Origin of the sequence: Bacillus sp. MRMR6 (assembly GCF_001940785.1) — a bacterium.
In the GTDB taxonomy this organism is placed as follows: Bacteria; Bacillota; Bacilli; order Bacillales; family Cytobacillaceae; genus Neobacillus.
The window spans coordinates 36849-61352 of record NZ_MSLS01000011.1 but is presented as its reverse complement, the minus strand read 5'-3'; the positions used below and the strand labels follow the sequence as shown (position 1 = coordinate 61352).

21 protein-coding genes, 2 pseudogenes and 1 riboswitch are annotated in these 24504 nt (G+C 37.5%); of the genes and pseudogenes, 13 read left to right on the top strand and 10 right to left on the bottom strand.

Annotated elements, in window-relative coordinates; all coding sequences use genetic code 11:
• The first annotated feature begins 230 nt into the window (after positions 1 to 230).
• Positions 231 to 1766 (top strand): glycine betaine uptake BCCT transporter, encoded by a 1536-nt coding sequence (locus tag BTR25_RS12590; protein WP_075688416.1) that lies wholly within the window; start codon positions 231 to 233, stop codon positions 1764 to 1766.
• Between the two features lie 413 nt (positions 1767 to 2179).
• On the opposite strand, the gene BTR25_RS12585 is transcribed toward BTR25_RS12590, so the two are convergent.
• Both BTR25_RS12585 and BTR25_RS12580 read right to left on the bottom strand, forming a co-directional pair.
• Complete coding sequence (locus tag BTR25_RS12585; protein ID WP_483295256.1) at positions 2180 to 2797, bottom strand: DUF421 domain-containing protein; 618 nt, start codon at positions 2795 to 2797, stop codon at positions 2180 to 2182.
• Between the two features lie 18 nt (positions 2798 to 2815).
• Complete coding sequence (locus BTR25_RS12580; protein ID WP_075688414.1) at positions 2816 to 4117, bottom strand: chloride channel protein; 1302 nt, start codon at positions 4115 to 4117, stop codon at positions 2816 to 2818.
• A 411-nt stretch (positions 4118 to 4528) separates the two neighbouring features.
• Here BTR25_RS12580 and BTR25_RS12575 point away from each other — a divergent pair, with 411 nt between their 5' ends.
• The 6 genes from BTR25_RS12575 (at position 4529) to BTR25_RS12550 (ending at position 9452) form a co-directional block, all read left to right on the top strand.
• Complete coding sequence (locus BTR25_RS12575; RefSeq protein WP_075688413.1) at positions 4529 to 5626, top strand: Fe(3+) ABC transporter substrate-binding protein; 1098 nt, start codon at positions 4529 to 4531, stop codon at positions 5624 to 5626.
• A 120-nt stretch (positions 5627 to 5746) separates the two neighbouring features.
• On the top strand, positions 5747 to 7369 hold the full coding sequence (locus BTR25_RS12570) for an ABC transporter permease (RefSeq protein WP_075688479.1): 1623 nt from the start codon (positions 5747 to 5749) through the stop codon (positions 7367 to 7369).
• Positions 7369 to 8106, top strand: coding sequence for an ABC transporter ATP-binding protein (locus BTR25_RS12565; protein ID WP_075688412.1), 738 nt, complete (start codon positions 7369 to 7371; stop codon positions 8104 to 8106). Before BTR25_RS12570 ends, BTR25_RS12565 begins: the two co-directional genes overlap by 1 nt.
• A gap of 199 nt (positions 8107 to 8305) precedes the next feature.
• Positions 8306 to 8533, top strand: coding sequence for a helix-turn-helix domain-containing protein (locus BTR25_RS12560; protein WP_075688411.1), 228 nt, complete (start codon positions 8306 to 8308; stop codon positions 8531 to 8533).
• Positions 8534 to 8544: 11 nt separating this feature from the next.
• Positions 8545 to 8739: a hypothetical protein gene (locus BTR25_RS12555; protein WP_075688410.1), complete on the top strand. Its 195-nt coding sequence runs from the start codon at positions 8545 to 8547 to the stop codon at positions 8737 to 8739.
• A gap of 188 nt (positions 8740 to 8927) precedes the next feature.
• Entirely contained in the window at positions 8928 to 9452 is a 525-nt protein-coding gene (locus BTR25_RS12550) for a type 1 glutamine amidotransferase domain-containing protein (RefSeq protein ID WP_075688409.1), read from the top strand.
• Between the two features lie 206 nt (positions 9453 to 9658).
• Here the strand turns inward: BTR25_RS12550 and BTR25_RS27970 are convergent, their stop codons facing one another.
• The 3 genes from BTR25_RS27970 to BTR25_RS12540 are packed head-to-tail and all read right to left on the bottom strand — an operon-like array spanning position 9659 to position 10347.
• Positions 9659 to 9868: a PIN domain-containing protein gene (locus BTR25_RS27970; protein ID WP_217696969.1), complete on the bottom strand. Its 210-nt coding sequence runs from the start codon at positions 9866 to 9868 to the stop codon at positions 9659 to 9661.
• A 24-nt stretch (positions 9869 to 9892) separates the two neighbouring features.
• On the bottom strand, positions 9893 to 10096 hold the full coding sequence (locus BTR25_RS27965) for a PIN domain-containing protein (RefSeq protein WP_217696968.1): 204 nt from the start codon (positions 10094 to 10096) through the stop codon (positions 9893 to 9895).
• Positions 10093 to 10347 (bottom strand): type II toxin-antitoxin system Phd/YefM family antitoxin, encoded by a 255-nt coding sequence (locus BTR25_RS12540; RefSeq protein WP_254842703.1) that lies wholly within the window; start codon positions 10345 to 10347, stop codon positions 10093 to 10095. The genes BTR25_RS27965 and BTR25_RS12540 overlap by 4 nt, the downstream gene beginning before the upstream one ends.
• Before the next feature lie 346 nt (positions 10348 to 10693).
• On the opposite strand from BTR25_RS12540, the gene BTR25_RS12535 reads away from it, so the two are divergent.
• Entirely contained in the window at positions 10694 to 11422 is a 729-nt protein-coding gene (locus tag BTR25_RS12535) for an oxygen-binding di-iron domain-containing protein (RefSeq protein ID WP_139311231.1), read from the top strand.
• Positions 11423 to 11715: 293 nt separating this feature from the next.
• Here the strand turns inward: BTR25_RS12535 and BTR25_RS28625 are convergent.
• A pseudogene (locus BTR25_RS28625) lies at positions 11716 to 12746 on the bottom strand (sodium-dependent bicarbonate transport family permease).
• 450 nt (positions 12747 to 13196) lie between these two features.
• Here BTR25_RS28625 and BTR25_RS12525 point away from each other — a divergent pair.
• On the top strand, positions 13197 to 14108 hold the full coding sequence (locus BTR25_RS12525) for a beta-propeller fold lactonase family protein (protein ID WP_075688406.1): 912 nt from the start codon (positions 13197 to 13199) through the stop codon (positions 14106 to 14108).
• A gap of 163 nt (positions 14109 to 14271) precedes the next feature.
• Here BTR25_RS12525 and solA read toward each other — a convergent pair whose 3' ends face one another.
• The 4 genes from solA to BTR25_RS12505 all read right to left on the bottom strand — a co-directional run bounded on the left by solA (position 14272) and on the right by BTR25_RS12505 (position 18040).
• The gene (gene solA, locus BTR25_RS12520; protein ID WP_075688405.1) at positions 14272 to 15414 is read right to left on the bottom strand and encodes an N-methyl-L-tryptophan oxidase; all 1143 of its coding nucleotides are present in this window, start codon (positions 15412 to 15414) and stop codon (positions 14272 to 14274) included.
• A 63-nt stretch (positions 15415 to 15477) separates the two neighbouring features.
• On the bottom strand, positions 15478 to 16314 hold the full coding sequence (locus BTR25_RS12515) for a MetQ/NlpA family ABC transporter substrate-binding protein (RefSeq protein WP_075688404.1): 837 nt from the start codon (positions 16312 to 16314) through the stop codon (positions 15478 to 15480).
• Positions 16315 to 16347: 33 nt separating this feature from the next.
• On the bottom strand, positions 16348 to 17010 hold the full coding sequence (locus BTR25_RS12510) for a methionine ABC transporter permease (protein WP_075688403.1): 663 nt from the start codon (positions 17008 to 17010) through the stop codon (positions 16348 to 16350).
• Positions 17000 to 18040, bottom strand: coding sequence for a methionine ABC transporter ATP-binding protein (locus tag BTR25_RS12505; RefSeq protein ID WP_075688478.1), 1041 nt, complete (start codon positions 18038 to 18040; stop codon positions 17000 to 17002). The genes BTR25_RS12510 and BTR25_RS12505 overlap by 11 nt, the downstream gene beginning before the upstream one ends.
• A 75-nt stretch (positions 18041 to 18115) precedes the next feature.
• Positions 18116 to 18219, bottom strand: a riboswitch (SAM riboswitch).
• Between the two features lie 388 nt (positions 18220 to 18607).
• Here BTR25_RS12505 and BTR25_RS12500 point away from each other — a divergent pair.
• From BTR25_RS12500 to BTR25_RS27960, 4 genes and pseudogenes are all read left to right on the top strand, one after another.
• Positions 18608 to 20495, top strand: a pseudogene (locus BTR25_RS12500) (bifunctional metallophosphatase/5'-nucleotidase); the annotation flags it as partial.
• Positions 20496 to 20687: 192 nt separating this feature from the next.
• Positions 20688 to 20774, top strand: a complete 87-nt coding sequence (locus BTR25_RS28760) for an LPXTG cell wall anchor domain-containing protein (protein ID WP_254842704.1) — start codon at positions 20688 to 20690, stop codon at positions 20772 to 20774.
• A 271-nt stretch (positions 20775 to 21045) separates the two neighbouring features.
• The gene (gene hprK, locus BTR25_RS12490; protein WP_075688400.1) at positions 21046 to 21978 is read left to right on the top strand and encodes an HPr(Ser) kinase/phosphatase; all 933 of its coding nucleotides are present in this window, start codon (positions 21046 to 21048) and stop codon (positions 21976 to 21978) included.
• A gap of 552 nt (positions 21979 to 22530) precedes the next feature.
• On the top strand, positions 22531 to 24339 hold the full coding sequence (locus tag BTR25_RS27960) for an HD domain-containing phosphohydrolase (RefSeq protein ID WP_075688399.1): 1809 nt from the start codon (positions 22531 to 22533) through the stop codon (positions 24337 to 24339).
• Positions 24340 to 24504: the final 165 nt, after the last annotated feature.

The following is a 24504-nucleotide window of genomic DNA, read 5'->3' as shown; positions in this document are numbered from 1 at the left end:
TTCCATTGAAATTGGAAGGATTTATGTAAATATTGTGAATGTCGAGAAAATACTATCAAGAAAAACGAGGGTCATAAAAGTTTCCTTTTTCACTAAGTGGGTATCGTCATTTCAAATCCAAAATATGTCATCACGTATATAAGGTATATTTTAAAAAACTGATTGATATTAGAAAATCGGGAAATATAACAATATCTTACCTCTAAATCTACCGCAGGGAGTTGGCTTATTTGAGTAAGGTTTCAAATGTATTTTGGATTTCCCTCGTGATTGCAAGTGCTTTTGTCATATGGGGAGCAGTTTCACCAGTACAATTAGGTGAAAAGATGGATCAAACGAAGGCCTTCTTTTTAGATACCTTCGGTTGGTTCTATCAATTATCAGCAACTTTCTTTCTTCTATTTGCGTTATTCTTGATTTTTAGTAAGTACGGAAAAATCAAACTAGGCGCACAGGATGACAAGCCTGACTTTAACCGTGCAACATGGTTTGCCATGCTATTTAGTGCCGGAATGGGAATTGGGCTACTTTTCTTTGGTGTTTCCGAACCTATTTCACACTTTAGGAACCCTCCGATAGGTGAAGGTGGTACACCGGAAGCCGCTAAATTAGCTTTAAGATATACATATATGCACTGGGGATTTCATGCATGGGCTATTTATGCGGTGATTGCACTTATATTGGCTTATTACAAGTTTAGAAAAAAGGAACCAGGCTTAATGAGTATTACACTAGTACCGCTTATCGGTGAAAAAGCCAAAGGAACCTTAGGAACAATTATTGACGTAGTAGCCGTCTTTGCAACGATTTTTGGGGTAGCTGCATCATTAGGATTGGGAGCTGCTCAAATAAATGGCGGTTTAAATTATGTTGCAGATGTACCAAACAACTTTACGACCCAACTAATTATCATCGCTATCGTAACTGTCCTTTTTCTACTTTCAGCAAGTACCGGCCTCCAAAAAGGAATAAAATATTTAAGCAATGCAAATTTAATTTTAGCTGTGATTTTACTAATCACGTTCCTCATCTTATGTCCAACAGGATTTATTCTTGATTTATTTACCACGACATTGGGAAGTTATATTCAAAACTTGCCTAGTATGGGATTAAGACTGACCCCCTTCAATCAGGAACAGTCTACTTGGATAAAAGATTGGACGATTTTTTACTGGGCTTGGTGGATTGCGTGGGCTCCATTTGTTGGAACTTTCATCGCACGTGTGTCTAAAGGAAGGTCTGTACGTGAGTTTATGATCGCAGTACTTGTAATACCTACACTTGTGTGTGCCTTTTGGTTTTCTGTATTCGGTGGTACAGCCATCTATTTTGAATATTTTGAGGGTGTTAACATATCAGGACAAAACTTAGAAACAGCCCTATTTTATGTTTATGACCGATTAGCATTTTCAGGTATTCTGGTTGGAGTGACCCTATTATTAATTACTACCTTCTTTGTTACATCAGCAGATTCAGCAACATTTGTATTAGGGATGCAAACTACACATGGAGATTTGAATCCCCCTAATATTGTAAAAATAGTCTGGGGACTATTTCTTTCGGCCTCTGCGGTCGTACTCATGCTCTCGGGGGGTCTGAATGCCATGCAAACCGCCATCATCGTAAGTGCATTTCCCTTGACCTTTGTTCTGATTGCGATGTCATTTGCAATCTTAAAAGACTTTAGGAAAGAAGTCCCGGAAAAGAAAAATGAGAAGAAGAAAGTGAAAGTGGGAAAAACGGAAGAAGAGCCAGACCCTATTTAAATTATTTAAATGTCTTGATTTGCAGTTGTTTAAAGTGAGACATCACATACCCTGTGGATGGTGTCTCTTTTCAATACTAGTTGAAAAGACACCAGTTGAGGATTGGTGTCTTTTGGGGAACTACTTTTCATTTCATAGCCAATAGCCTGTTTTAACAGAACTTTGTACGATTTATTCCTCTTCATATACCTCTGTTGTCGTATCCCTGCACTCCCAGCATTCTGCTCGATTTCTCTCCATAATTGACAATTCCTCTCCACAAGAAATGCAGACATCCATCAGGCAAGCCCCTTTCCAGTGAGATTTATTATTATCAATTTATTCAATGGAGTTAAAAATTATATCTATAACAAGCTTGGAGAAAAAAATTTCCTTTAGACAATATTGGCTTCGGTCAATAATAAACTTAGCTGTTAATCCAAATCCTCTTTAGGTTTTTCAAAATGCTTTCTATTTTTAACTTCAGTAAATATGTTATCTGACTCATGTTGTTGAGTTAGTGAGATTTCAGTAGAGGAATTAGGTAGGTGTAATTCAATCATCGATTTTAGCAACTGTATATCTTCTTTAGTAGCATATTGTTTATCCGGCTTTAACATATATCCTAACTGGCCGTTCGTTTCGATGGTTGCCCATTGTAAGTCACTGATATTTTGTATGTTTTGTTGTCTCATTCGTACCTCTAGCATATCAACGGTTAATCGGAGCTTTTTTAAATTTCTCTTATTAATTTGTCCATTTTCGACTACTACCCGTGATTTTCCATAAATAAAAGTCTCAAAAGCATTTGATTTTAAAACGATATACTCAATCAAAATAAGAGTAAGCACCATTAAAAATGTGATTATCAATGTAATCCAAATGTTCCTGTCACCAACAGGCTGAATAATTAATGACCCAACGGCAACCATCATGACAGTTTGAGCAACGGTAAGCTGTGAGATGGATTTTCTGCCAGCTAACCGTAATATTAGAACTCCGCCTATGACAATGACGACAGATTTCCAAATGAAGTTTAAATCCAACGACATACCCCTTTCATCATGTATTTATGTTTTCTTCTTCTTCTTTTTTTCAACCTTTTCAATCGTTTCTGCCAGAGGAATTTGATACAGCCTGCTCTTAGGCTCATACATTTTCTGAGAAGGCCATAGCCCATGATGGCCTGAGAATAAATAACTAACGATACAAGCAATAAAGAAGTACTCTAGTCCTTTTCCATCAAAAAACTCCATTGCTAAAAGAAAAGCTGCAATCGGGGTATTGGCACCGCCGCAAAAAGCAGCAATTAATCCTAATGCAGCTAGAAATGACAAAGGCAAATCAATGAATGAGTGCAGAGTGTTCCCTAAGGTTGCCCCCATGAAGAACAAAGGTATAGCTTCTCCGCCAACAAAGCCACTCCCAAGTGTTACTGCGGTAAATACTAGTTTAGCTAAGAAGGCAAAGGGAGGAACGTCTTCCTTGAAAGCTTGCTCTAACATCTCCAAGCTTCGACCATTGTAATCTTGTGTTCCAACTAATAAAGTTAATAGGATGACGACCAGTCCGCCGACAAAGGCTCGTTTCATATGATTTTTTTTAAAAAGCTTCTCGGAAAAGTTTTGGATACCATGTCTCAACTGGCAGTACAAAACACTTATCAGGCTGAAAATAATAGAAACGAGGATCACTTTTAAAAATGTAATAACAGATATTTCTGGGATCGTTTGGATGATGAATTCTTCGTGTTTATGCCCCCAGGCAGCAGTTGTTGTATAATGACCAACAAAGCTCGCAACTAGACAAGGAACAAGTGCTTCGAATTTCAGCTTTCCTAGAGCAGCCATTTCCATCCCAAAAACCGCACCAGTTATTGGCGTTCCAAAGGCAGCGCCAAAACCAGCACTTATACCGCTCATCATTAGAATTTTAGTATCGAGTTGATTGACTTTAAAAAATTTAATCACTGCTGAAGCGACACTACCTCCCATTTGGACAGCTGCTCCTTCTCTTCCTGTAGAACCTCCAAATAAGACTGTAAGAAAAGTACCAAAATAGACAATCAGTCCCATTCTCCGTGGTACCATTTTTTCCCCATGAACGGAGTCAATCACGAGATTATTTAATTCTGCAGAATCGTTTAATATGTTATTCACGAATACCTTTCCGTAGTTCATATAAATGTATCCTATAATGATTCCAGCAAAGGGGAGAAAGAGGAATAGCCAATCCCTTTTCATCCTTACATCCCCAAGATAATCATTTGTTTCCAAAAGGAAAGTAGTGGTCGAACCAACGATGATACCAATTACGCTTCCGAGAAAAATCCATTGCCCAAGAATTAAAATAAAGTTTTTATATCTACCCATTTTGCAAACCTCAATTTCTGATTTTTGGAGTTATCTAATTTATTGTTTCCTATTGTCTTAAAATGATTATTAAAATAACTAAACAAAAGGGAAGTGGGCTGTCCAGGTTACATCATCTATGAAAAAATATTTCAGAGATGAAACTAGTTAGTATAATCTATCAAAAAACTTCGTCCATCCTTGTGTTTTAAAAATGATTTGGAGGTGAAGAGGATTGGAGTGTTTGTTCTATTGTTAATATCATTTGAGTTTCGTGACCAATTTTTCACCTGACATTTTAAATATTAACAATTTGTGAACGTTAGTATTTTTAATTAACTTCATTATCAGAATTTCGTTGACTTGAGAATGATAATCATTAATAATAGTAGATGAGAGTGATTCTCATTATTAATTAAAACGGGGTGCAATATGAGAAAGAAATTAATTAGTTTAGGTCTTATCTTATTATTATCAATAGTAGCATTGGTTGGCTGCTCCAGTTCTGAAACACAAAACAAGACAACAACAGGATCAGAATCCAACGCTTCGAAAGAAGAAGTAGAAAAAAAAGAGCCAGGTGTTGTTAATCTATATACAAGCCGTCATTATGAGTCAGATGTTGAATTATATAAAATTTTTGAAGAGCAAACTGGTATTAAAGTAAATGTTGTTGAAGGAAAAGGCGACGAGTTAATGGAACGTTTAAATATTGAGGGAGAATCAACAGAAGCTGACCTATTCTTTACAGCTGATGCAGGTAATTTACATGTTGCGAAAGAATCTGATTTACTTCAATCTGTAAAAAGTGATGTTATCACCAAGAATATTCCTGAAAAATTACGTGATGAGGACAATACATGGTTCGGTATGGCAAAAAGAGCACGTGTGCTTGTGTACGCAAAGGACCGTGTAAATCCTTCTGAATTGTCCACTTATGAGGCGTTAACACAGCCTGAATGGAAAGGTAAAGTTGTTTCTCGAACTTCTGAGAATATGTACAACATTTCATTATTGTCTTCCTTTATTGAAGTGATGGGTGAGGAAGGCGCTAAAGAATGGGCACAAGGCTTTACAGATAACATGGCAAGAGAGCCGCAAGGAAATGATCGTGACCAAGCAAAGGCAGTTGTGGCTGGTGAAGCAGATGTGGCAATTATGAATACGTACTATATTGGTCTAATGTTGAATTCTGAAGACCCTGAAGAAGTAAAAGTAGCTGAAAATGTTGGCGTGTTCTTCCCTAACCAAGAGACAACTGGGACACACATTAATGTAAGTGCAATCGCCGTTACGAAGCATGCGAAAAATGTAGATAATGCAATTAAATTTATAGAGTTTTTATCAAGTGAACAAGCGCAAGGCCAATTTGCTGAGGTAAACTATGAATTCCCAGCTAACCCAAATGTAGAAGCCTCTGATTTACTGAAATCTTGGGGTAAGTTTAAAGAACAAGATATTAAACTATCAGTCTTAGGTAAAAACCAACAGCAAGCCATCAAAATTTTTAATGAAGTTGGTTGGAAATAGAATTGCTCTAACAAATACTTGTACCGTATCATAATTGATGATACGGTACATATTTATTCATATCCCAATAGGTAAATAAATATAAAATAGGATGTGCTAGCATTGAAAATTATCCGTCAGATGAAACAGCAACTAAATATATGGTCAATGCTTAGCCTCCTACTCGTTACGATCATTTTAATCCCCAACCTGCTAATAGGTTTCCAATTATTTACAGAGCCAAATGAAAATTGGCAGCATATTAAAGAATTCTTAATGAGAGATTATATAGGTAACACCGTCACGATCATACTATTTACAGCTATTGGAACGACAATAATCGGCACAAGTCTAGCATGGTTAGTAACGATGTATCTATTCCCATTTAGGAATTTTTTAAAATGGACATTGATCTTACCCTTGGCCGTACCTCCCTATATCGCAGCATACACCTACCATGGAATCGTTAACTATACAGGGACGATCCAATCAACCTTAAGAAATTCCTTTGATGTTCAAGTAAACCAGAGCTACTTTAATATTATGACAATTCAAGGTGCAATATTTATTTTCTCCATGTGCTTATATCCCTATGTATACACGATTACGAAAAGCTTTCTGCAAAATCAGTCAGCATCGGTTATTGAAAATGCCACGCTGCTTGGGGCAAGTCCATTCGGAGTCTTTTTTCGGGTTGCCTTGCCGATTTCAAGAGGTGCGATTGTCGGAAGTGTAACTTTGGTTATTCTCGAGGTTTTGAACGATTATGGCGTTGTCAGTTACTTTGGGATCCAAACCTTCAGTACTGCTATTTTTCGTACATGGTATGGAATGAAGGACCTCGATTCTGCGCTAAGATTAGCAGGTACATTAATGGTTATTGTTATAACCGTATTAGTGTTAGAAAAAATAATTAGAGGACGGAAACGCTTTAGCTACTCTACAACGAAGGTGAGGCCAATCCAACCGAAAAAATTAATAGGAATAAAAGCTTGGTTAGCATTCGCTTATTGTTTTGGTATCTTCAGCATCGCCTTTATTGTTCCGCTATTGCAATTACTGAAGTGGGCAATGATGACGTACGAGAAGGTTTTCAATAGAGGTTTTATCACACTGGCATTCAATTCAATCTTTGTGGCTTTAGTTGGGACAGTCTTTATCGTGCTGATTTCTTTAATTATTTCTAACTATACCCGTCTTCATCAAGGAACGATGACGAAGGTTATTTCAAGAATTACAACTCTCGGCTACTCTATACCCGGTGCGGCGATTGCCATTGGAGTCATTTCACTCTTTTTAGCACTAGACAGCTATATTTTTAATATTTTGGCAAAGTTCAATTTAGAGCCAGGTCTTGTATTGAGAACAAGTCTGGTAATGTTAGTGTCTGCTTATATTATCCGCTTTTTGGCCATTGGCTATAATTCTATTGAGTCAGGCTTTGAAAAAGTCGGAAGCAATTTTTCAGAAGCATCGAGAATGCTAGGTTCATCAAGCGTTCAAACCTTCTTTATGATCGATATACCGATGTTAAGAGGGGCGATCTTTAGTGGTTTTATTCTTGTATTTGTCGATATTTTAAAAGAATTACCGTTAACCTTGTTTTTACAGCCGTTTAACTTTTCAACCTTGGCAACGCAGGCCTTTAAGTATGCTAATGATGAAAGAGTACAAGAAGCTTCCATAGCATCTCTTATGATCATTTTAATAAGCGGCCTTTGTATTTTTGTTTTCCATAAAGTACTAGAAAGGGAGTATAGCTAATGTTTGTACAAATACAAAATTTGCTGTATAAATACCGAAATACAAAAGAAGCTACGATTAAGGATTTTTCATTAGATATTGCAAATGGTGAGATTATTTCCATTCTAGGTGAAAGCGGAAGTGGAAAAAGCACTATTTTAAGATTGATCGCCGGGTTAGAAACACCTAATAATGGTTCGATTATGATTAATGGCAGGGTTGTGGTGAATGATCTTCATTTTACTCCGCCAGAAAAAAGGGGAGTCGGAATGGTTTTTCAAGATTATGCTCTATTCCCTCATATGACAGTCGCTAAGAATATTACATTTGGGTTGAGAAAAATGAGCCGAAAGAAAAAGGAAGAGCATCTTGAAGAAATGTTGACGCTTATCAACTTAACAGATTACAAGGATCGGTATCCATATGAATTAAGCGGAGGGCAGCAACAACGGGTGGCGCTCGCTAGAGCACTTGCACCAGAGCCTTCGTTATTACTATTAGATGAGCCATTTAGTAACCTTGATGCCAATCTGCAGGAAAAGATTAGAGATGAACTGAAAACCATCCTAAAAAAGACAGGGATTACTTCCATCTTTGTAACTCATGATCATGCTGATGCAGAAGCTTTGGCAGACAGGATTGTGTATATCGAAAATGGGAAGGCTAGCAATGTCATCATAAATGCTTATTCTCAAATATTAAAAAGTAAAAGCAAAAGGTCTAAAACAAGTAGTAATAAAATTAGCAGTACATTTTAAATGGGAAAAGTACCTTGAAGAACTAAATCCTATTAATAAGAAGTCACTAATTCCAATTGGTGGCTTTCTTTGTGGTTAAAATCATCATATATGCTGCATCATCTATGAAAAAATATTTCAGAGATGAAATTACTTAGTATAATCTATCAAAACTTTGTCCATCCTTGAGCTATAGAAAGATACTTGGAGGTGTAGGAATTTGGAATGGTTTGGCCTGGGGAAAGAGCGATCAAAATTAGGCCAGTTTATTGATCAACGCGGGATCAGTCAAAAGGAATTGGAGAAATCAGGTGTTAGTCCTGCCACCATAAGCCGTTTATGTTCAGATGACGGCCATCAACCCACAATGAGCACAGCCAAGAAAATCATCCATTTTCTGAAAAAATTTGATCCAAATATAAACTACGATGACTTTTTTGATATGTAGGAGGATGAACGATGGGGAAAGAGGAGTTAACTAAGATTATAGCAGTAAAAAAGATGGATTTAGAGGAATGCGAATTGGAACTTAACAGCCGTTATTACCCTTCAATAGTAAGAATGGCGATGATGAATTATATAAAAGTCCTACAAGCACAATTAGCGAGGTATAATAGCGATCTCATTAATTTGAAGAGAATGGGCTCTCATTAGTGGACATTGAAAGTTAAAACCACAATGAATTAATATGATCGAAGCGCTAGGGGAAGCACCGCTTTGTTTTTGAGAGGCAGGGCGGTTGCAAAATCCTACAGATTAGACTATTTTGTCTTTAAGGCCATGCTTAAAAAATGGACTTTCTAAGGTAGAGTTTTACAATTGTTTAGAAGGGAATTGATTTTATGAGATTAGAAGGAAAGAAAGTGATTAGCCTAGTACATCATGATTTTGAAGACTTAGAGCTTTGGTATCCTATTTACCGACTTCGGGAAGAAGGAGCCGTCGTCCATCTTGCAGGAGAAGTGGCCGGCAAAGAATATATAGGGAAATATGGAGTTCCCGCCCAATCTGATTACGCTTATTACGATGTAAAAGCTGATGATTACGATGCGATTTTAGTACCAGGGGGATGGGCTCCGGATAAAATCCGTCGTTTTCCAGAAGTACTTTCACTTTTACAGGAAATGAATGCAAGTGAAAAGGTAATTGGTCAAATTTGCCATGCTGGCTGGGTGCTCATTTCTGCAAAGATTCTTAATGGTAAAACCATAACAAGTACACCTGGAATCCGGGATGATATGGAAAATGCAGGAGCGACTTGGTTAGACGAGCCAGTAGTAACAGACGGACACCTAGTATCAAGCCGCCGTCCGCCGGATCTCCCTGATTATATGAGAGAATTCATCAGTGTATTAGAACAAAGATAAATGTGTGAGTACGTCACTGCAGGAAATCTGTAGTGACCGTACATTATTTTGAGAAACGTGTAACACAAGGGCCCCCCCTATTTCTAATCAAACGGTTAATTAGTAACAATGTAAGGTAATCAAACGTTTAATTAGATATGCTGAATCGGCTGCTATGTAAGGCTTTGGTCCACCTCTTTAGAATAAACTTTGTAATATAGTTGGTATTATAAATCACGATAGGCCTCATCCCATGGGTTAAAAACAGGAGCGTGACAACGCTCGATATCATTTACCTTTCGTGTGACAACTGTTAGATTATGAGCTATTGCCGTTGCTGCTATCAAACTATCCATTACAGGAAGTTTTATTCCGCTCTTTTCTGAAATCCCTTGGACTCTCCCCCATGTGAAAATAACATCCAAATCTATAGGCAAAATACGTTCCTTAAAACCAGTTCTTCAATCCTGATCTACCCATTTTTTTATCCGTTCAGCCCGAGCTTTATCGCTTAATTTACTAATGCCTTTCTGAAACTCACCAAATGTAATCACGCTCAAAAACAAAGAGGCTTCATCACGGTCATCAATCCAGTGTAATACGCCCGGATGAGGATCCTTTTTTACGAGCTCTGAAATGACATTGGTGTCTAAAAGATATCTCATAATTCAACCTCTCTTACTCGATCAGCACTTCTTTCTAAATCAAGTTCAATATTTTGTATTGGAGATTCCTTAAAGAAATTCGTCAGCCGGGTTTTGGGTTTGGTCAACCGCTGATATCCATCTACTGACAAGACAACAGCAGCAGGCTTTCCCCGTACACTAATAATTTGTGGCCCTTCATCCGTTGCTTTTTTAACTAAGTGACTCAGTCGATTTTTTGCTTCTTGAATTTGCCATTGCATACTCATCATAATTCCTCCTATTCATCCGGACTGTCTAGCTAGAAAATTATAACCATCATGCTACTATACGTCCATTTTACATGAATTTTCTGCTAAAGCCCTTTTATTAAAATTGGACGCAAGGGAAACAATTTATTTCAAAAAGCAGGATCCAAACGACACCGGAAGAATGACAAGTCGCCTTCACGAATATGATGGAAATCGCATTGGAGCTTGCCGGTATGTGAGGTGCGGTGAACCGTATCATAGTGAGGACTAAAGGCTTAGATAAAATGTATTAGTTTAAGCATTTCCCGAATATTATTTTAATGTTGATTAGTTATTCAACTAAAAACTAGTTAAGGGGATGTTGTATTTGGCACGAATTGAAGAAATAGCACCGGATATTTATCGGATTTCTATTTTTGCTCAACAGGTGGGTATGCAATTCAATCATTTTTTAGTAAAAGATGATGAACCACTTTTATACCATGCGGGGTTAAGAGCGATGTTTCCAGAAATGAAAGAAGCTCTGTCTCGTATTATCAACCCAAGTACCCTGCGCTGGATCGGCTTTAGTCATTTTGAATCAGATGAATGTGGTGCGTTGAATGAATGGTTGACAATCGCACCGAATGCGACAGCAGTAACGGGATTGGTTGGTGCTCTCGTCAATGTAAATGATTTTGCCTTACGTCCTGCACGTATACTTCAAGAGAATGAATTACTAATCACAGGAAAAAAAGAATTTAGGCATATCCGAACTCCTCATGTTCCTCACGGTTGGGATGCGGGATTATTATTCGAGGGGAAAGATAAAACATTGTTTACGTCAGATCTTTTTCATCAAAATGGGGATGTTGAGGCTTTGACAGAATCTAGTTTATCCGATCGTTGTCGGGATTTATTACGAAACTACCAACAAAGTCCTTTTTCAGAATATATTCCATATAGTTCATCAACCGAAAAGATTCTCCAAAATCTAGCCGAACTTAATCCCTTAACCCTAGCTACTATGCATGGGTCATCTTTTAGAGGGGATGGAAAAAAGGCAATAAAAGAACTAGGAGAGATCTGGAAGGAAGAATTAGGCGAACGTTCATAATACCTATCGTTAAGGATTACCGCTGATTAATACGTACCGTATCATAAGTAAATGAGGTTTTTTCATTCTTAGGAAAAAGCCAAAAGTATCAAGTTATGAATAAAGACTTGCATATTTTTGGCTCACATAAAACATTTGTTATTTAATGATGGCTCTTCCGTTAGTTTAGGATTTCACTAATCAGTGGGTCTTCTATCTCAAAAAGGGAAGGCAAAACTAGATAATTTGTTCCATCATTTTCTCATTTGCTTTTATTACGTATAATAATTTTCTTCAATTCTCTTCCTCCTTAACTAGTAAATAAATTTAGCCATTTCAAAATATAAAGGTAATCCAATGGTTAATTTAAAAGGAAAGGTTATTCCTAACGATAATCCTAGATAAATAGACGGATTCGCATTAGGGATGGCTGACTTAATTGCGGCAGGAGCGGCAATATAGGAAGAGCTGGCAGCTAGAACCCCCATAAGCAAAATACCTCCTAACGATAATTCAACTAATTTGCCAATCAAAATACCGATCATTCCAAAAAAGAGAGGGAATACAATAGCTAACCCAATTAGCTTCCATCCAAATTTTTTTACTTCTGAAAGTCTTTCACCTGCCATTAGACCCATTCCAAGTAGAAAAATGACTAAGACGCTTTGATATAAATCTATAAATAAAGGTTTAATAATAGGAACTCCATTCTCTCCCACAATATACCCAATGGCTAAGCTCCCTGTTAGAAGTAAAATACTTTTACCAAACAGGCTTTCCTTGATTATGTGCGGATTGAGAAGGCTGCGAAAGTTCATGGATGTTGATCCATTCCCTAGTTCTTTGGATGAGTTTTTTCTCATCCGAAGCCAATGTAGCAAGATCAGCGAAACAATAATCGATGGACTTTCTAAAAGAACCACGATGGCTGTCATAAGCTTTCAAACTTAATCTGGGACATTTCCAGAAATGAAATGGCAGCTGCAAAGGTCACAATGCTTACAGAGCCGTAAGTAGCCCCTAGAGCAACTGAATTTTTTATATCTAACTTGATTAATCGGCAGACAAAAATGGTCATTATCGGAATAAAGGTTCCTAAAAATAAAGCTCCGATTACGGGTTGTATTAACTCATTACCTGCATGATGAGAAAGTTCTATGCCGCCTTTTAATCCAATAGCGACCAATAAATAAATGCTTAAGGCTTCACTAAGGCCTTTTGGAAATTTTAAGTCAGATTTGTTTGTAAAGATTCCATAAAAGAAGGCAATCGGCTGTTTAACCAGATTTGTAGACTTAAGCTTACGGATCAGTTGTTTAAACGCCCGGATGCTTATGCTGAGCATACCATTTGAGTCTTGATCACACTTAAAACGAAAAGCAACGATTTTGACCATATGCCAAAATTCTTCAATCGTTTTTGCATCAGGAAAGAAGCATTTTATCACCTGGACAAAAGCCTGTGGAACTCTTTCATTTGTAAAAGTACGATCTAACTCTTTCCGAAAGGAAAGATAAGGGTACCTTAGAGAAGTGTGCTAGATACTTCTATGTATCCACTGTACCCTAGACCCCCACTGCTTTAGCTGTGGGAGTTATCAAGAAAAAGATTCCTTACTATCTGTTAATTCAACGCTAGTCCAATCAAATAAAGCAATTTCTTCATAAAGTATTATAAAAACTTAAGCTATGCCCCAGTCTAAGTAATACTACAATTTGGTATGCTTTCAGGGGGTTAATCCATCTACTATCTATGAATGGAAAAAGAGGGCTGATGGAAAAAGGAGATGATTTGTTTGGGTATTCGCCGACAAAAAACTTTTTCGTATGTATCAAATGCAGGTGATGGTACCGTTTCAGTGATCAATACTTCCACCAATATGGTTATTGATACGATACCCATTGGTAATCTACCGACTGGAATAGCTATTACACCTGATGGTACACGAGTATATGTTTCAACAGCAGGTAATGATTCAGTAGCAGTGATCGATACCACTAGCAATATGGTGATTGATACAATCATGGTAGGAGATGGTCCTGTAGAAGTAGCTATAAACCCCAGTAGTACAAGGGTTTACGTAACTAATAATAATGTAAATTCAATTTCAGTTATCGATATTAGCACGAATATGGTGATTGGTACAATTATGGTAGGAAGTGGGCCACAAGGCATAGCTTTTACACCAGATGGGACATTAGCCTATGTAGCAAATGCAGGTGATAATACCGTATCAGTGATTAATACAGCCACGAATGTAGTAATCGACAGCATAATGGTCGGTGTTGGACCACAATTTATAGCATTTACACCAGATGGGACATTGGCCTATGTAACAAATAGTGGTGATGATACCGTGTCAGTCATAGACACCACCACAAACATGGTGATTGATACGATCACGGTTGGGAATTTTCCTATCGGGATTGCAATCATGCCAGATGGGACTAGAGCTTATGTTACCAATAATACGGATGATTCCGTATCTGTAATAAGCACTGCCACGAACATGGTGATTGAAACCGTCATGGTTGGAGATGGTCCTCAAGAAGGAATAAGCTTCACGCCAGATGGGACTAGATTATATGTCTCAAATGGTAATGGAAATACAGTTTCAGTTATTAATTCAGGAACGAATATGGTGATTGATACAATCACGGTAGGAAGCCGTCCTTTTGATTTAACAATAGGTACTGTGTATCTATAATACAACTTGTAGTGTATACAGGTGGGATTAATAGATGTAATACTCTAAAGCTAAAATCCTTGGAATGATGATTTTAATTAGTTTCTTGGATTAGATAGGAACAATAAAAAGGGATGACCATGGAAATGGTTATCCCTTTATGTTGATTGCTATTCATTGTGTGTCACAAACCAAATCTCTTGAGAGAGAATATTGAAATGTCATATTCGCTTTGTCCTTTTATTGCCATCTGGCTCAGTACTTCACCCATTACACTTCCAAATTTAAAACCGTGTCCGGAAAAACCGCAGGCAATGATGACGTTGTTATTTTCAGGGTGCTGATCGACGATGAAATCATGGTCGCTGGATAGCGTATATATACAAGTTTTTCCTTGCTTTAACGTCCCATTTGCTTCAGGCATATAGGCTCTAAGAAAATCACGAAGATCTCCTTCATCTGTATCATATTTTCCGAAGTTTTGTTTGTGTTGGTCTGGATCAATTTCTTGTCCGCCATCGGTTCTTCCTACCTTAAGACCCGCACCATTTATACTAGGAAATCCATAAAACATTTTATCCTTATCATCTACATAAAAAGATGGAAAATGACTAGAGTCATATAGGCCTTCAAGTGTCTCAAACCAGCCAACTACCTTACGGACCGGTTGAATCGGCAGGTTTAAATCAGGCAGCAGTTTGGCTGCCCATGCCCCTACTGTGACGATGATCTTTTTAGCCGTAAAAATGGTGTCTGATGTTACAATTTTTACTACTTCCTTACTGTTCATGCCGATTTGCTGAACGGGTGTATTAGTGACTAGCTGTGCCCCATTCTTGATTGCGATTTCCTTATAAGCCTGTATGGCCTTTTCACTATAGATTAATCCTGATTCCCCCTCAAAGCAGCCTATATAGTTATCCGGTATTGAAATACCTGGCCATTTTTCTTTTACCTCATTGGAACTTAACACCTGTAAAGGCAATTCATATTTTTTAGCAGCCTCAATGGTTTCATGAAGAAAGGAAGAATCACTTGGGCCAAGTCCGAGGACACCAGTTTTTTCAAAAACTTTATAGCCGCTTTCCTTTCCTAGTTCCTCCCATAACTGCTGGGCCCGTTTCACCAGTGTAACGTACTGCCGGCCTTCACCATATGCGTGCCTAATCATGCGCGTATCTCCGTGATGGCTTCCATGATTATGAGGCGGATCAAAGGCATCAATTAATAGGGTCTTTACATTTTGCTGTGCTAAAAAAGCGCCGGCTGCCATTCCCATTGTGCCAGCGCCAATGATAGCTACATCATAAACGGTTTCTCTGGTCATTTTATTGGCTCCACTCTTCATAATAGTTCTGGCCTGTTTAGAAGTAAACAGGCCAGTTCTTAATTAGTTTTGCTTATAGTCATCAAGGTAAGAGATTGGTTCTATGACTGGAACCGCCGCACCTTTAAAGTGTGATTGGATAAAGTCTGTAACCTCTTTGGAATGATAAATGTCTACAATTTCTTGGAATGTTTTGTTGTCCTTATTCTTCTCATGAGCAGCGATGATATTAACGTACGCTTTATTGCTCGCATCTTCTCTAAAAATTGGATCATTCGTAGGGTTTAAACCAGCGTTGATGGCCATATCACAGTTGATAACTGATGCCGCTGCGTCATCCAGACCACGTGCTGTTTGACCGGCATCAACCGGAACGATATCCAAGTTCTTTGGATTACTTTCAATGTTTTCTACTCCGCCAGCACCAGTAAAGCCTTCTTTTAATGTAATTAAACCTGCTTTTTGGAGCAATAGAAGAGCTCTTCCTAGATTTGTAGGGTCTTTTGGAATAATGATTTGGTCTCCATCCTTGATGTCATCGATGGATTCCACTTTTTTAGAATAGAGCCCCATTGGCCAGATATTGGTTGTCCCAATTGCAGCAAGCTCTAGATTACGGTCTTCTTTAAATTGATCAAAATAAACGACCGTTTGGAACGCATTTAAATCTACTTCTTCGGTATCAAGGGCAAGGTTTGGCTGCACATAGTCATCAAACTTAACAATTTCAATATCAATGTCCTTTTCACTCGCAAGCTTTTTAACTAATTCCCATGTTGGGGCTTCAGCGGATGTTGTTGCTACTTTGACTGTTTTATCATCGCTGCCACCGCTGGATTGAGAGCTGCATCCTGCTAGTAAAAGCAGTAAACCTACTAAAATAATTGCAAATTTTTTCATTGATATGATTCCTCCATGTTGTTTTTTAAAAGACTATTTTCTTCGTAACTTTTTAGAAATGAGGTTCCCCAATGATTGAACAAGTTGAACCATAATTACTAGTGTAATAACGGTTATGACCATTACCTCAGTTTTGAACTGGTTATACCCATAGGTAATGGCAAGGTCACCGATACCTCCGCCGCCAACTGCTCCTGCCATTGCTGAAGCGCCTATTAAACCAATAGTTGCAATAGTCATTGACAATACGATTGAGCCAAGAGCTTCCGGCAGGAGAAATCTCCAAATGATTTGCCAGGGAGTTGCACCCATTGCCTGTGCCAATTCAATTGTGCCTTTATCGACTTCAAGTAGTGAGTTTTCAACTAACCGCCCTATATAAAAGGCCGTATATAAGACCAGCGGCACGATGGCAGCTGTAGTACCAATGGACGTTCCCACAATAAAACGAGTGAAAGGTATGATGGCCACAACCAGGATAATGAATGGAATGGAACGAAAAATATTAATAACCACATTCAGAATATTGAAAACAATGGAATTCTGCAGTATGCCGTTTTCTCTTGTGATAACTAAAACTACACCTATCGGTAAGCCAATGAGGACGGAAATAATAAGAGCGGCTATGACCATATAAAGAGTCTCATTAATAGAACCAAAGAACTCAGGCCAAAACCATGACCAATCAAATGGCATCCTCCGTCACCTCCCTAATGACAGCGTTATGTTCTCTTATATAGTCGACAGCACGCTGGATTTCTTCTTGATCACCTTTAAATTCAACCAGCAGGTTCCCAAATGGACTACCTTGAAGCTCGGTTACCATACCGTGAAGCACATTTAAGTCAATGGAAAAATTCTTTGCTGTATTTGAGATTAATGGCACACTGGTCGAGCTGCCTTTAAAGATGATCCGATAGATGTTATGGAGACTCGTCTGACTGCTTTCCATAATTATTTTTTGAATCGACTTTGGTATGTTGTCGTTCAAGACAGTTCGCACAAAGCTTCTGGCAATCTTTGTTTTTGGCTCGGTGAAAACATCAATGACAGCCCCCTGTTCCGCAATTGTCCCATTTTCAATAACGGCAACTTTATCGCATACGTCACGAATCACGTTCATTTCGTGGGTGATCATTAGAATGGTAACGCCGAATTCAGCCCTAACCTTGCGTAATAGCTCTAGAACAGCCTCAGTTGTATTAGGGTCCAAGGCGGATGTCGCTTCATCGCATAATAGGATATCAGGGTCTGTAACTAATGCCCTTGCAATTCCGACTCTTTGCTTTTGACCTCCCGACAACTGCTCGGGATAATGGTTCATCCTGTCCCTCAAGCCGACGAATTCAAGTAACTGTTCCACTTTTTGCCTGATCTCATTTTTTGGTCTTCCTTCCAAGATAAGAGGCATGGCTACATTGTGGAAAATAGTTTTTGAGTGTAATAGATTATATTGTTGGAAAATCATCCCAATCTTTTTTCTTTGTTTGCGTAATTCCTTGGGAGTCAGGGATAAAAGATCGATACCATTTATAAGGACTTTTCCTGAGGTGGGGCGTTCCAATAAGTTTACACAACGGATCAGCGTACTTTTTCCAGCACCGCTAAAACCGACCACACCAAATATTTCACCTTTATCAACTTGAAGGCTTATTCCTTTCAACGCTTCCACTTTTTTCTCGTTGCCTTTTCCATAGACTTTATGGACGTCTTCAAGTATTAACATGCTATGAAACTCCTTTCCGACCTTCTCATTCATACAAAAAACCTCTCTCATTTAGAAAGAGGTTTTTATCCTTAAACCGTATCTTTCAGAATGAAACACCCTGCAGGAATTAGCACCTTTCTTTAAATGATGGTTGCTGGACGTCCTCGGGCCAGTCCCTCAGTCTCTCTGGATAAGCTATTTTTTATATATTAAGATAATATTTAAAATTAGGACAATTGTCAATCATATTTTCACTATTTATATGTTGTTTACTGTGTTTATTAGACTTTTAAAAAAAATGGAGCCTTAATTATTGGTTTTTTAGAAATCTTAAATAAAACGAGAATGAAACAATCACAAGCATTGCATATCCAATCCTGTATTACGGATAAACTAACTGAAATGTTACATATTACATAAATTTTCATCAGTATTCTACAAATTTATTGGAATTTTGCTATTATAATACTAACTACCTTTTCACTAGACTGGTAGATTAATTTTCTTTATTGGAAGGAGCAGGTTATTCTGAAAGTGCTAAAACAGAAACTAAAACAACTCTTAGCCACTGTAACGACAACCGCTTTGATTTTCGGTGCAGCAGTTGGGACAACACCGCTAAAGGCAGAGGCAGTTACAGGAGGGGAACCTGAAGAAACAAAGATTACCATCCTTGGTACATCTGATATTCATGGCCGGTTTGTTCCATGGGATTATGACCTTGATGGAGCCAATACAAGCGGCAGTCTTACACAGCTTTATACGATTGTGAAACAGGTAAGAGCGGAGAATCCGAATACGATACTAGTGGATATAGGCGATATGATCCAGGGGAATTCGGCAGAATTATTTAACGCCTATCCAATGTCCTCAGCTGCAACAGCCATGAATGCAATGGGCTACGAACTCTGGACCATGGGAAACCATGAGTTTGATTTTGGACTGGATGTCCTTAAGAAAATTACTGATCAATTCACTGGCAGCCTTCTTGCTGGAAATGTCTATAAAGAGAACGGTGACAGATACTTTCCTGCACATAACATTATTGAAAAAGCCGGGATCAAAATTGGTTTTATTGGAATGACAACCCCGATGACAGCAGTATTTAAAAAGGGTAGCGATAAAATTGCCGGTATTGAATTTAAAGACCCGGTTACTGAGACTCAAAAAGCTATTGATGAGATTGAAGGGCAAGTTGATGTGATGGTCGGCATCATGCATATGGGCGTAGATAATGAGAATGGTGTAGCGAATACAAGTGTAACGGATATCGCAAATGCTAACCCTGAACTGACAGCAATTTTCGCTGGTCATATGCACAAACTTGTAAAGAGCCAAGAAATTAATGGCGTTCTTGTCACAGAACCTGACAAATATGGAACACATATTTCAAGAATTGATCTAACTTTTACAAAACAAGATGGAGAATTTGTTTTAAAAGATAGAAGTACGACTGCAATCCCTGTTAAATCAAGTGATGGAACGATTGTAAATTCAGATGAAGGGCTTCTGGAGCTGCTTCAGCCGTATCATGAGATTGCACGTGCCGATGCCAATACGGTTATTGCTGAATTAAAGGGCATAAATATGGTTCCTAAAAATGAAATTAAAGGTATTCCAAGTGTGCAAACTCAAGAAACTCCTTTAGCGGCTTTCTTTAATGAGGTTATGCTTCATTACGGAAAAACCGATGTAGTTGCACACCAAATCGATAACGATAATGCAAAACTTGATGTAGGAGCTATTAAGAAGAAGGATATATCCTACAATTACCAGTATGCAGGCGGGGAAGTTTCCGTTTATAACATAACAGGTAAAGATTTGAAGGATTATATGGAGTGGTCTGCAGGTTATTTCAATCAGTCAAGACCTGGTGATGTAACCATTAGCTTTGACAAAACACGCCGTGCTTCAAAATATAGTACAAACGATTTCTTTGGTGGAATCACGTATGAAATTGATTTGACAGAGCCATATGGCAGCCGAATCAAAAACATTCGTAAACTGGACGGTACTCCAATCAAACCTGAAGATGCTTTAACAATTGGTATGAACGCATATCGTATGGATTTCTTAGTATCCAATCAAGGTCCAATGGCAGGACGTACTTTTGAAAAGGTATGGTCTACTCAAGATGAGGATTCTTTCGGTGATACGGAAGGTACCATCCGCAGACTAGCAGTTCGTTATTTACAGGAAGTTAAGAATGGTGTGTATACAGCAGTTCAGCCAAATAATTGGAAGATTGTCGGCGTTGATATGACTTCTGATGTTCATAAAGACGTTACGTACTTAATCAACCAAGATTTTAATGGTTCCTAAAACAGCTGACGGCAAATATACGAATGTTGCCTCTATTAATGTATTAGATCCTGTAACACAAGAAGAAATCAATGACTTGTCTACTATAGCAAATGTGGATCCAAGTGAATTTGTTAATCTTAAGACCAAAGGTGAATTCTATTCACTGCTTGTTCAAAAATTAGCTGGTACAACTCCAGATGAAAATGAAGGTAGCCAACCTGTCCCTGGTACTAACCCTGAGGAAGAAAATGGGGACACGAAGGACCCAGTTGGAACAACTCCAACTCCAACTGAAGACACTACTGGAAATGATAAATCAGCTAAGGACACTAATAATAAACTGCCAAATACAGCAACTAATATGTACAATCTGTTAGGCTTAGGGCTTTTATTGTTAGCTGTGGGTGCGGCTTGGCTTGTTAGACAAAGAAGAGCAAGAATGGAGTAATAAAGTTTGATTTAATTTAAGTAAGTCCGCTTCGTGTTATAACGAAAGGGGCTTACTTTTTTTGTGTTATTTTTGGTGCAAATAAATAAGTAGAGGCAATTTCAATTAATAATATATCTGTAGGAGGAGAATGATGGTTTTGATCATTTCTTTTTCTTTTTTAACTTTAGCAAACTTATTAGCTGCTCATAAATCGTTCCTAGATGGATGACGGTCCCAATCAATTTAAGTATAATCAAATTATTAAAGGCTAATAGGACGTGAGTATAAAGTGAAAAAGGTAACGGTTAAAGACTTAGTTCGGAGGTTTTCCTTGAAGGTACTGGCTGGTGAAAACCAACTGGAGAAAGTGATTACACAATCAAGAGTGCATCGACCGGGATTGGAGTTTGTTGGGCATTTTGATTTTTTTCCAACCGAACAAGTTCAAATTTTAGGAACAAAGGAAATTACCTATTTACATAAATTAAGTAAAGAGGAACGGAAAGTTCGAATCGGAAATATTGTTCAATATCATCCGCCATGTTTTATCATAACAGCTGGTGAAGTAGGACTTACCTACCTGATGCACCATTGCACAGAGCAAGGGATCCCTTTGCTAATAACGAAACAGCCGGAGACTACTTCAGAATTTATCCCCAAAGTGGATGCATATTTAATAAAGGAATTAGCACCACAAATCACGGTACATGGGGTTTGTATGAATGTGTCTGGTATTGGGATTCTAATTCGTGGTAGTTCAGGGGTAGGGAAAAGCGAGACGGCCCATACGTTAATTCGCCGAGGACACCGGCTTGTTTCGGATGACATCGTTGTCCTTAAGAAGCTGAGTTCCCAAACGATTTTGGGCACTCATGATGAAAAATCCAAGGAATTCTTGGCTCTTCGCAGTATAGGGTTGTTGAACGTGGTCCGTATTTACGGCCGCAAAGCTTTTCAAGACGAAACCCGAATTGCCCTAGATATTCATTTAACCAAATGGGAAAAGGATGCCTTGTATAACGATCTGGAACAAGAATATCTCACTACCGACTATTTGGGTGTTAAAATTCCTTCGATTGAAATCCAGCTTCAACCTGGACGTGATGTGGCGGGGTTAATTGAGGCAGCAGCAAATAACTGGTATTTAAAACAGCTGGGATATAGTGCCGCGGAAGAATTCATGAGCAGGATTGAGGCGGAGATTACGGAATCTGATAACTAAAAAACCTATTTTGGTAAATTACCGTGAGCCTTACCATAAATAGCAGGCAGCTTAATTTTGATATGAATTGCCATCTTCTTTCATTAACCCACGTCTTTTCAATTAAAGGGCTAGTTAAGTTCATGGTAACTTGAATTCAATTTGGTTAAATTACTTGTAAAAATAGGAGATTTCTCTATGTATGACTATTTGATCTTCGCCAGTTTATGCGTCATCATTTAGAAATCGTTACGGTACTATCTGCTATATTGTTAATACGTTCGGGTGAAGCAGAGAATCTATTCTATGCATATTAAGTGCATAGAAAGTTTTTTTTCAAATAGGCGTGAGCGTTTCTGCATTCAGCAGGAACGCTTTTTTGCTAATGTGGCAGTAGAACAATTTTGTAAAATAAGAGTTGATCATAGATTAGAAATTAGAAATAGGAACCAATTTTCATGAATAGGAATCATTGGTAATTTCATTATTTTAAGGAAATAATATATAAGGTATTGTGGAATAGAACAAACAGAAGAATAAAAAGAGATATACCAATTTATAGGAGTAGGTTGCATGCAAAATAAATTGCTTTATATTATATTGGTTTCCTTATTCCTTATCTGTTTGACAGGTTGTCAAACAGATAAGGATAATGAAATAAAAAATAGTGAAGTATTTATACAGCCTAATGATCAAATGGTTCGCTTAAATGGAAAATGGGATTTTTATAGTAACCAATTATTGTTACCAGATGATATCCCTAAAATAAATCATTCAGCTGCACAAACAATGGAGGTCCCTGGAACTTGGGATATAAGAAATGGTTATGGTACTTACCATTTGATTATCCATTTTCCTGAAAATAGAATAGGAAAACCCCAAGCCTTGTACTTGCCCAAAATTTACACTGCTAATCGACTCTATATCGATGAAGAACTTGTTTCAGAAATTGGGAAAATAGCCATGGCAGAAAAGGGGAGTGTACCATTTGGCAAGCCCAGCATTACTTATTTTAATCCATCTCAAAAGAAGGTGCATGTATTATTACAGGTTTCAAATTATTATCATCGTAAAACAGGGATAACAGGTTCCGTTTATTTAGGAGATCCCAATAATATTGAAGAAAAAATGAAGTTGAAAATTTTTCTTGAATGGTTTAGCATTGGTGCACTAATTGCAATCGGTATAAATCAGTTAAATCTGTACTTCAATCGAAGAAAAGACTCCGTATCCTTATATTTTAGTTTGTTTTGTCTTTTAGTAGGGATTCGGGTGTTATTAGTTGGGGATTCCTATATCTTTCACATATTCCCAGCCCTTAGATGGGATTATGCTTTCAAATTAAACTATATCATTGTATTTTTATGTATTCCTCTATTTATAAAGTATTTTTCTGCAATTTTTCCTAATGAAATGAGAAGGACATTTCTAGCAATTTCAGTTGTGAGTTCATTAATTTGTATCCCAATTGTGATTTTTACTACTCCAATAATTTTTACAAATACTGTTTATATTCTATATTTATTATTACTATTATTAATTCCATATTTCTTACGTGTATTAATAAAAGCTATCATTCAAAAACATGAAGGAGCAAAGGTAATAGGAGTGTTTTTTGCCGTTCTTATAGCAACCGTTATTAATGATATCCTTTATAATGAACAAATGATTCATACCATGCTTTTAATGCCAATTGGATTAGTTGCATTTTGTGCAGCTCAGTCGTATTTGGTTTATAAAAAGTTTTCAAAAGCATTTGAGGATGTGGAAATTCTTTCAAGTCAACTCGAAATTACCCAGAAGGAAATAGTTTTTAGATTAGGAGAAATTACGGAAACAAGGTCTAAAGAAACAGGTAATCATGTAAGGCGTGTTGCAGAATATTCCCAATTTCTTGCATCAAAATATGGTTTACAAAGCGATGAGATAGAGTTAGTGAAACTTGCCTCTCCTTTGCATGATATTGGTAAGGTTGCTATTCCAGATTCAATTTTGAATAAACCAGGTAAACTAACGAATGAAGAATTTGCTATCATAAAAACTCATACAGAAATAGGGTATCAAATGTTAAAACATTCAAATACAAAGCTTATGGAAACAGCAGCAATTATTGCATATACCCATCATGAAAAATATGATGGCACTGGGTATCCTAGAGGATTAAAGAAGCAAGAAATCCCTTTGTATGGGAGAATTACAACAGTATCAGATGTATTTGATGCTTTAAGTTCTAAGAGGACATATAAAAAGTCTTGGGAAATCAAAGATATTATAGAGTATTTCAAATGTGAAAAAGGTAAACATTTCGATCCTATTCTAGTAGAGATATTCCTTGATAATGTGAATGAGTTTTTAAGAATTAAAGAAAAGTTTAAGGATTAATCGATCTGAAAAGGAGAGGTTCATGCGAAAGGAGGCATAGGCGAGGAATGAATTAATATCTTTATTGCAACCATAAGTAAATGAGGTTTTGCGAAATATTTTAATTTGAGAAAAGGCAGGGTCTTATAAAGGACTCTGCCTTTCTAACTATCAATTTGCTATAGA